9 protein-coding genes, 2 tRNA genes and 2 pseudogenes are annotated in these 7,534 nt (G+C 70.3%); 6 read left to right on the top strand and 7 right to left on the bottom strand.

Going from position 1 to position 7,534, the window contains the following annotated elements:
• Positions 1-95 (bottom strand): annotated as a pseudogene (locus QZ433_RS11025) (amidase family protein); the annotation flags it as partial.
• 1 nt (position 96) lies between these two features.
• Between QZ433_RS11025 and QZ433_RS11020 the strand changes: the two are divergent.
• The 5 genes and pseudogenes from QZ433_RS11020 to QZ433_RS11000 all read left to right on the top strand — a co-directional run.
• A pseudogene (locus QZ433_RS11020) lies at positions 97-1,023 on the top strand (amidase family protein); the annotation flags it as partial.
• The gene (gene gatB, locus QZ433_RS11015; protein WP_295783257.1) at positions 1,023-2,537 is read left to right on the top strand and encodes an Asp-tRNA(Asn)/Glu-tRNA(Gln) amidotransferase subunit GatB; all 1,515 of its coding nucleotides are present in this window, start codon (positions 1,023-1,025) and stop codon (positions 2,535-2,537) included. The pseudogene QZ433_RS11020 and the gene gatB, both read left to right, overlap by 1 nt.
• A gap of 144 nt (positions 2,538-2,681) precedes the next feature.
• Positions 2,682-3,938 carry a DNA polymerase IV gene (locus QZ433_RS11010; RefSeq protein ID WP_295783253.1) on the top strand — a complete coding sequence of 419 codons (1,257 nt, stop codon included), beginning with the start codon at positions 2,682-2,684 and terminating at the stop codon, positions 3,936-3,938.
• A gap of 63 nt (positions 3,939-4,001) precedes the next feature.
• A complete protein-coding gene (locus QZ433_RS11005) occupies positions 4,002-4,322 on the top strand; it encodes a hypothetical protein (RefSeq protein WP_295783251.1) in 321 nt (106 codons plus the stop codon).
• A complete protein-coding gene (locus QZ433_RS11000; protein WP_295783248.1) occupies positions 4,297-4,890 on the top strand; it encodes a hypothetical protein in 594 nt (197 codons plus the stop codon). Before QZ433_RS11005 ends, QZ433_RS11000 begins: the two co-directional genes overlap by 26 nt.
• 32 nt (positions 4,891-4,922) lie before the next feature.
• Here QZ433_RS11000 and QZ433_RS10995 read toward each other — a convergent pair whose 3' ends face one another.
• From QZ433_RS10995 to QZ433_RS10970, 6 genes are all read right to left on the bottom strand, one after another.
• Positions 4,923-5,405: a DUF2017 family protein gene (locus tag QZ433_RS10995; RefSeq protein ID WP_295783243.1), complete on the bottom strand. Its 483-nt coding sequence runs from the start codon at positions 5,403-5,405 to the stop codon at positions 4,923-4,925.
• Positions 5,402-5,710, bottom strand: a complete 309-nt coding sequence (clpS, locus tag QZ433_RS10990) for an ATP-dependent Clp protease adapter ClpS (RefSeq protein WP_295783241.1) — start codon at positions 5,708-5,710, stop codon at positions 5,402-5,404. The genes QZ433_RS10995 and clpS overlap by 4 nt, the downstream gene beginning before the upstream one ends.
• Entirely contained in the window at positions 5,701-6,042 is a 342-nt protein-coding gene (locus tag QZ433_RS10985) for a metallopeptidase family protein (protein WP_295783259.1), read from the bottom strand. Before QZ433_RS10985 ends, clpS begins: the two co-directional genes overlap by 10 nt.
• Before the next feature lie 181 nt (positions 6,043-6,223).
• Positions 6,224-6,299 (bottom strand) — tRNA-His (locus QZ433_RS10980).
• Positions 6,300-6,335: 36 nt separating this feature from the next.
• Positions 6,336-6,962: an oligoribonuclease gene (gene orn / locus QZ433_RS10975; RefSeq protein WP_295783238.1), complete on the bottom strand. Its 627-nt coding sequence runs from the start codon at positions 6,960-6,962 to the stop codon at positions 6,336-6,338.
• Between the two features lie 35 nt (positions 6,963-6,997).
• Positions 6,998-7,073: transfer RNA gene (locus tag QZ433_RS10970), tRNA-Arg, on the bottom strand.
• Positions 7,074-7,175: 102 nt separating this feature from the next.
• Here QZ433_RS10970 and QZ433_RS10965 point away from each other — a divergent pair.
• Complete coding sequence (locus tag QZ433_RS10965) at positions 7,176-7,385, top strand: methyltransferase (RefSeq protein ID WP_108318688.1); 210 nt, start codon at positions 7,176-7,178, stop codon at positions 7,383-7,385.
• Positions 7,386-7,534 lie beyond the last annotated feature (149 nt).

Raw genomic sequence — 7,534 nt, 5'->3', positions numbered from 1 at the left:
CTGGATGCCAGGGCGATCGCGCCGTAACGGCTCACGCCGCCGTAGGTGGGCTTGACGCCGACCGTGCCGGTGACGTGCGCCGGCTGACGGATCGACCTGGCATCCAGCCTCGATCAGGTGGGGCCCGTCACGCGCACCGTGCTCGACGCGGGGCTGCTGCACGATGTCATCGGCGGGCACGACGCGAACGACTCGACCTCGCTCTCGGACGCGTGGCCGTCCTTCGCCGCCGCCGCCCGCGAGGGCGCGACCGGAGAGGTGCTCAAGGGTCTCAAGGTCGGCGTCATCCGCGAGCTCGACGACCGCGGCTTCCAGAAGGGCGTGTCGGACTCGTTCCGTGCGTCGCTCGCGGCCATGCAGGCGCAGGGCGCCGAGATCGTCGAGATCAGCGCTCCGCACTTCGAGTACGGCGTCGCGGCGTACTACCTGATCCTCCCCGCCGAGGCGTCGAGCAACCTCGCGAAGTTCGACTCCGTGCGCTTCGGGCTTCGTGTGACGCCCCAGGGCGCCCCCACGGTCGAGAACGTCATGGCGGCGACCCGCGACGCCGGCTTCGGCCCCGAGGTCAAGCGCCGCATCATCCTGGGCACCTACGCGCTGTCGGCGGGCTACTACGACGCGTATTACGGCAGCGCCCAGAAGGTGCGCACGCTCATCCAGCAGGACTTCGACGCCGCCTTCGCCCAGGTCGACGTGATCGCGACGCCGTCGGCGCCGACCACGGCCTTCCGCCTGGGCGAGAAGATCGACGACCCGCTGCAGATGTACCTCAACGACGTCACGACGATCCCCGCGAACCTCGCCGGCGTCCCCGGGATCTCGGTCCCGAGCGGCCTGGCGGAGGAGGACGGCCTGCCCGTCGGCATCCAGTTCCTCGCCCCCGCCCGCGAGGACGCGCGTCTGTACCGCGTCGGTGCGGCGCTCGAAGCGCTGCTGGTCGACCAGTGGGGCGGACCGCTGCTCGACAAAGCCCCCTCCCTCACCCTTCGACAGGCTCAGGGACCCGAAGCAGGAGTGAACTGATGGCCAAAGACGCACTCATGGACTTCGACGAGGCGCTCGAGATGTTCGAGCCCGTCCTCGGCTTCGAGGTGCACGTCGAGCTCAACACCGCGACCAAGATGTTCTCGGCCGCCCCCAACCCGGCCAACGAGGCGAACCACGGCGCCGAGCCCAACACGCTCGTCGCCCCGGTCGACATGGGCCTTCCCGGCGCGCTGCCGGTGGTGAACGCCGAGGCGATCCGCTCGTCGATCAGCCTGGGCCTCGCCCTCGGGTGCTCGATCGCGCCGTCGAGCCGCTTCGCGCGGAAGAACTACTTCTACCCCGACCTCGGCAAGAACTACCAGATCTCGCAGTACGACGAGCCGATCGCCTTCGAGGGCTCGGTCGAGGTCGAACTCGAAGACGGCACGATCGTCACCGTGCCGATCGAGCGCGCGCACATGGAAGAGGATGCCGGAAAGCTCACCCACATGGGCGGGGCGACCGGGCGCATCCAGGGCGCCGAGTACTCGCTCGTCGACTACAACCGCGCGGGCGTGCCGCTGGTCGAGATCGTCACCAAGCCGATCTTCGGCGCCGAGCACTCGGCTCCCGCGCTGGCGAAGGCGTACGTCGCGACGATCCGCGACATCGTGCGCGGCCTCGGCATCTCGGAGGCGAAGCTCGAGCGCGGAAACCTCCGGTGCGACGCGAACGTGTCCCTGCGCCCCCGCGGCCAGGAGAAGCTCGACACCCGCACCGAGACGAAGAACGTCAACTCGATGCGCTCCGTCGAGCGGGCCGTCCGGTACGAAATCCAGCGCCAAGCCGCGATCCTCGCCAAGGGCGGGACGATCACGCAGGAGACGCGCCACTGGCACGAGGACACCGGTCGCACCTCGCCCGGTCGCCCCAAGTCGGATGCCGACGACTACCGGTACTTCCCCGAGCCCGACCTGCTGCCCGTCGTCCCCGCGCCGGAGCTGATCGAGGAGCTGCGTGCCGCCCTCCCCGAGCCGCCCGCCGCGCGTCGGCGCCGGCTCAAAGCCGAATGGGGCTTCACCGACCTCGAGTTCCAGGACGTCGCCAACGGCGGTCTGCTCGACGCCGTGGCCGACACGATCGCCGCGGGTGCCGCCCCGGCTGCCGCGCGCAAATGGTGGACGGGTGAGATCACTCGCGTGGCCAACGCGCAGGAACGCGATGCCGCCGATCTCGTCTCGCCCGAGAACGTCGCCGCGCTGCAGAAGCTGGTGGATGCCGGCACCCTGACCGACAAGCTCGCCCGTCAGGTGCTCGAGGGCGTCATCGCCGGAGAGGGCACGCCGCAAGAGGTGGTCGACACCCGCGGGCTCGCCGTCGTCTCGGACGACGGGGCGCTCATCGCGGCGATCGACGAGGCCCTCGCCGCCCAGCCCGACGTGCTCGCCAAGATCCGCGACGGCAAGGTGCAGGCCGCCGGTGCGGTCATCGGCGCGGTCATGAAGGCGATGAAGGGTCAGGCCGACGCCGCGCGCGTGCGCGAGCTCGTCCTGGAGCGCGCCGCCCAGTGAGGCACCGGATGCCACGGCGCCCGCCCCGTTCGAGGGTGGGGGTCGTGGCATCCGTCGTTCCCGGCGCAGTCGGCGGATCCGCGCTGCGCGACGCCGTCCGTTGCTCTGGGCCCGATGTCGGAGGTCCGGGAGAGAATGGATGCCATGGGACGCGGTGACGGTACGGGGCGTCTCGTCTCACGCCCCGACGCCGACGACACGGGCACCGGCATCCTGCACGTCGACATGGACGCGTTCTTCGCCTCGGTCGCCGTGCTCGACGATCCCTCGCTCGCGGGCAAGCCGCTGATCATCGGCGGCTCCGAGGGGCGCGGCGTCGTCTCGAGTGCGTCGTACGAGGCGCGTCGCTACGGGGTGAAGTCCGCCATGCCGGTGTCGATCGCGTTGCGGCTGTGCCCGACGGCGATCGTGGTGAACCCGCCCTACCACCGCTACACCGAGATGTCCCGGCAGGTGATGGCGATCTTCCACGACGTCACGCCGCTGGTGGAGCCGCTGTCCATCGACGAGGCGTTCCTCGACGTCCGGGGTGCGCGTCGGCTGTGGGGCAGCCCCGGTGCCATCGCGCGCGACCTGCGCGCACGCGTAAAGGCCGAGACGGGGCTGACGTGCAGCATCGGCGTGGCGGCGACGAAGCACGTGGCGAAGATGGCCTCGACGATCTCCAAGCCCGACGGGCTGCTGGTCGTCGCGGCGGCCGACACCGAGGCGTTCCTTCGACCGCGGTCCGTGCGTGCGCTGTGGGGTGTGGGGCCGAAGGCCGCCGAGGCGTTGGAATCCCGCGGCATCCGGCTCATCTCCGACATCCTCGACACGCCGCGTCACGCCCTCGACCAGATCCTCGGTGCGGCGATGGGGGAGCGGATCTGGCATCTCTCTCGCGGAATAGACGCCCGCGAGGTCCACACCGGTCGCAGCGAGAAGAGCGTCGGTCACGAGGAGACCTTCCATACCGACATCGCGGACACGCGCACCCTGCACGTCGAACTGCGGCGCCTCGCCGATCGCGTGGGCGCGCGTCTGCGCGCCCAGCAGTACGAGGCGTCGACGATCTCGATCAAGGTCCGCTTCTCGGACTTCACCACGCTCAGTCGCTCCCGCACGCTCCCGGAGCCCACGTCGGTGGGCCAGCGGATCGGTGACGCGGCGATCGAGCTGTTCGACGGCATCGACCGACGTCAGGCCGTCCGCCTGGTCGGGGTGCGGGGCGAGAAGCTCAAGCCCGCGGCCATGGCGGCGACGCTGTGGGACGACGACGCCGAGTGGCGCCGCGTCGAGGGTGCGCTGGACGGGGCGGCGGCGCGGTTCGGACGCGGTGCGGTGACGCGCGGCTCGCTGCTCGGGCCCGCGCGCGGCGGGGGAGCCCTGCCCACCAATCCCCGCCCGTCGTACGAGCACTGACACGCCCGGCCGCCGGGCGCAACACCCCTGGGCCGGTCGCAGATGGACCGCTACGCTCGATCCATGCCCAACATCGCACTGGAACTCGGCAAGCAGGCCACGAGCTTCGGAGTCACCTCCGCCTACGGCGAGCAGCAGGACGTCGACGGCGTGCGCATCGTGCCCGTCGCGCTCACCTGGGCGGGTTACGGAGGCGGCTCCGACGAGAAGGGCAACGGCGGCGGTGGCGGTGGGGGCTACACCCTGCCGCTCGGTGCCTACATCCGTCGTGGGGACGACCTGCGGTTCGACCCGAACCTCGTGGCGCTCCTCGCGGTCGGGATCCCTTTCGTGTGGGTGGCCGGTCGCGCCCTCAGCCGTGTCATCCGCGCCCTCAAGAAGTAACGCGGATCCGGTCGACGACGCCCTCGCCGCCGCGATCGCGACGGTGACGGCGCGGATCGTCGCGGTGGGTGCGACCAACCCCGCCGTCGTCATCGACGGCCGCAGTGGCGCGGGAAAGAGTTCGCTCGCGCGTCGCCTCGTCGCCTCGTGGCCGGGGCGCGGTCGCGTGCAGCTCGTCGCCCTCGACGACGTCTATCCCGGGTGGGACGGGCTCGCCGCCGGCGCCGAGTACGCGCGCGAGACGATCCTGCGCCCGCATGCGCGCGGGATCGTCGGCGTCTGGCAGCGCTGGGACTGGGAGGCCGATGCCCGCGCCGAAGCCCACGCGGTCGACCCGTCACTGCCTCTGATCGTCGAGGGGGCGGGTCTGCTCACGCCCGAGGTGGCGCGCCTCGCCGACGTGTCGGTCTGGGTCGAGGCTCCGACGCCGTCGCGCCGCACGCGTGCGCTCGACCGCGACGGTGACACCTATCGTCCGCACTGGGATCGCTGGGCGCGCCAAGAAGACGCCCACATCGCGCAGCACGACCCGGCATCCATCGCCCAGGTCGTCGTGCGCGTTCCCTGACCGCGGCCGGCGCGGTCGGGCCGACGCAGTCGTCAGGTGCGATCCAACGCCGTCATCAGACCGTCGAGCCGATAGCCGATCCAGTCGTACACGCCGAAGCGGGGGTCCTCGGGCTGATGATCGTCTTCGGTGCGGATGCCGAGTCGCTCCGCCAGCACCAGGCGCACCGCCGCGAGCGTCCTCATCCACGCGAGAGCCTCGATCTCGCCGAGAGCGACGGCGATGGTCGCATCCGGGTCGCTCTGCGGATCGAGGTCGCCCCCGTCGCCTCCCAGCGTGCGCAGGACGGTCGCGGCGTCCTCGGCACGTCGTCCGAGCAGATCCCCACCCGTGAGGCGTTTGAACTCGCGGCTGGCGGCGGCGTCATCGGGGTACGCGTCGGGCAAGAGGCGCTCGACGGCGGGGTCGGTGTCGGCGCGCGAGTCGGCGAGCAGGTCGCGGAACTGCCCCACGATGCCGGCGAGGTGGAGGGCCTCGAGGCCGCTGATCTCGAGGACGACGATGCGTTCGCTCACGCGGGATCCTTCCGGACGGTGGCCCACAGGCCGTAGTCGTGCATGGCCTGCGTGTGCGCCTCCATGACCTCGCGGGGACCGCGCGCCACGACGGCGTGGCCGTCGTGATGCACGGCGAGCATGAGCCTCTGCGCGGTCGCCGCGTCGAACCCGAAGTACGTGCGGAAGACGTGGCTGACGTAGCTCATGAGATTCACCGGGTCGTTCCACACCACCGTCTGCCACGACGAAGGCGGCGACGACTCGATGCGGCCCTCGAGGTTCAGATCGAGGTCGGGCGTGGCGATCCCCGCCATCAGGCCCATCCCAATTCGTGCAGGCGATCATCGTCGATGCCGTAGAAGTGGGCGATCTCGTGGACGAGGGTCGTGTGAATCTCGTCGCGCAGCTCGTGCTCATCGGCGCAGGCGGCGAGGTGCGGCTCCCGGTAGAGAATGATGCGGTCGGGCAGTTCGCCGACGCCGTAGCGTTCCCGTTCGGTGAGAGCCCACCCGTCGTAGAGGCCGAGCAGGTCGAGAGAGCCGTCCTCGGGACGGTCCTCGACGACGAACACGACGTTGTCGAGACCCTCGACCATGTCGTCGGGCAGGCGGTCGAGCTCGTCGACGACGAGTCGCTCGAACGCCGCCGCGTCCATCTCGAGGGCCGGTCGCTCGTCGACGTCGTCGTGCACGGCGGGCCTCCCGGGGGCTTCGGGCCGGTGATGCGCCGCGGTGTCGGGCCGCGGCATCCGGAGTCGATTCTACGGCGCGCGCGGAGCGGCCGTCTCGAACGACGAAGGCCCGGAAGCGGTGATCTTCCGGGCCTTCGTCGATGCTTGGGGTGGCTAACGGGACTTGAACCCGCGACCCCCGCGACCACAACGCGGTGCTCTACCAACTGAGCTATAGCCACCATGTGTCTTCGGAAGAAGACAACTGAAAGATTATGTCACACGTCGAGCGCGAACGACGACACGGCCGCCTCCGAGGCCGTCTTCGCCTCGTCGCTGGTGGGCCCCGGCTGCGGCACGAACACCGCGGCGCGGTAGTACGCCAGCTCGCGGATCGACTCGCGGATGTCGGCGAGGGCGCGGTGCCCGCCGTTCTTGGACGGGGCCTGGAAGTACGCCCGCGGGTACCACCGGCGCGAGAGCTCCTTGATGCTCGAGACATCGACGTTGCGATAGTGCAGCCAGCGGTCCACGCGCGGCATGTACGTGGCCAAGAACATGCGGTCGGTGCCGATGGTGTTGCCGGCGAGGGGCGCCTTTCCCTCGACCGGCGCGAAGCGCTGGATGTACTCCAGGGTCTGGAACTCGGCATCCGCGAGGCTCACGCCGTTCGGGATCTCGTCGAGCAGTCCCGAGGAGCGGTGCATCTCGGTGACGAACTCACCCATGTTCGCCAGGGCGGAGGCATCGGGCTTGATGACGATCTGGAAGCCGGGGTCGAGCACGTTCAGCTCGAAATCGGTGACGACGACGGCGATCTCGACGAGTTCGTCGACCGCGAGGTCGAGCCCGGTCATCTCGCAGTCGATCCAGACGAGCCGGTCGTTCTCGGAGGCGTTTACCATCCCCACAGCTTAGTGATCCTGGGGGAGCGGGGGTCTGGTCCCCCAGACACGATTCGAACGTGTGACCGGCGGATTAGAAGGCCGCTGCTCTATCCACTGAGCTACTGGGGGTCGCGTCCACAATAGCGACAGGCGGCTCTGCGCCGCACCAGCCCCTGGCGGCGGACGCGATGCGGGCGTACCCTCGCGGCGAACGAGAGCAAAGGAGCACTCATGTCCGACACCGCGACACGACGCCTCTGGGTCGCCTACGGCCCCGTGGGCGTCGTCGGAAAGATCCAGAAGGATGCCGAGGGCTATGCCGTGCATATGGCCGGCAAGGACGAGCGTCTGGGCGTCTATCCGTCGATGGAGATCGCCAAGAACGCCCTGCACGCGCACCTCAAGCCCGGGAGTGATCGCCCCGAGTTCCGGGAGCACTGAGGACGCACGCCGGGTGCGGTCGCTCGCGTTCGCGCGTGCCGCATCCGGCGGGTCAGGTGCGCGCGGTCGCGCGGGCGTGCGATACCGGGCGCCGGGTGGCGAGCAGGGGCATCGCCACGTGCACGAGAGGCCCGATCCCCAGCGCGAAG

The organism is uncultured Microbacterium sp. (assembly GCF_913776565.1).
Lineage (GTDB): Bacteria > Actinomycetota > Actinomycetes > Actinomycetales > Microbacteriaceae > Microbacterium.
Note: the sequence above shows the minus strand (reverse complement) of the source record. Positions and strands in the feature narration are given on the sequence as shown.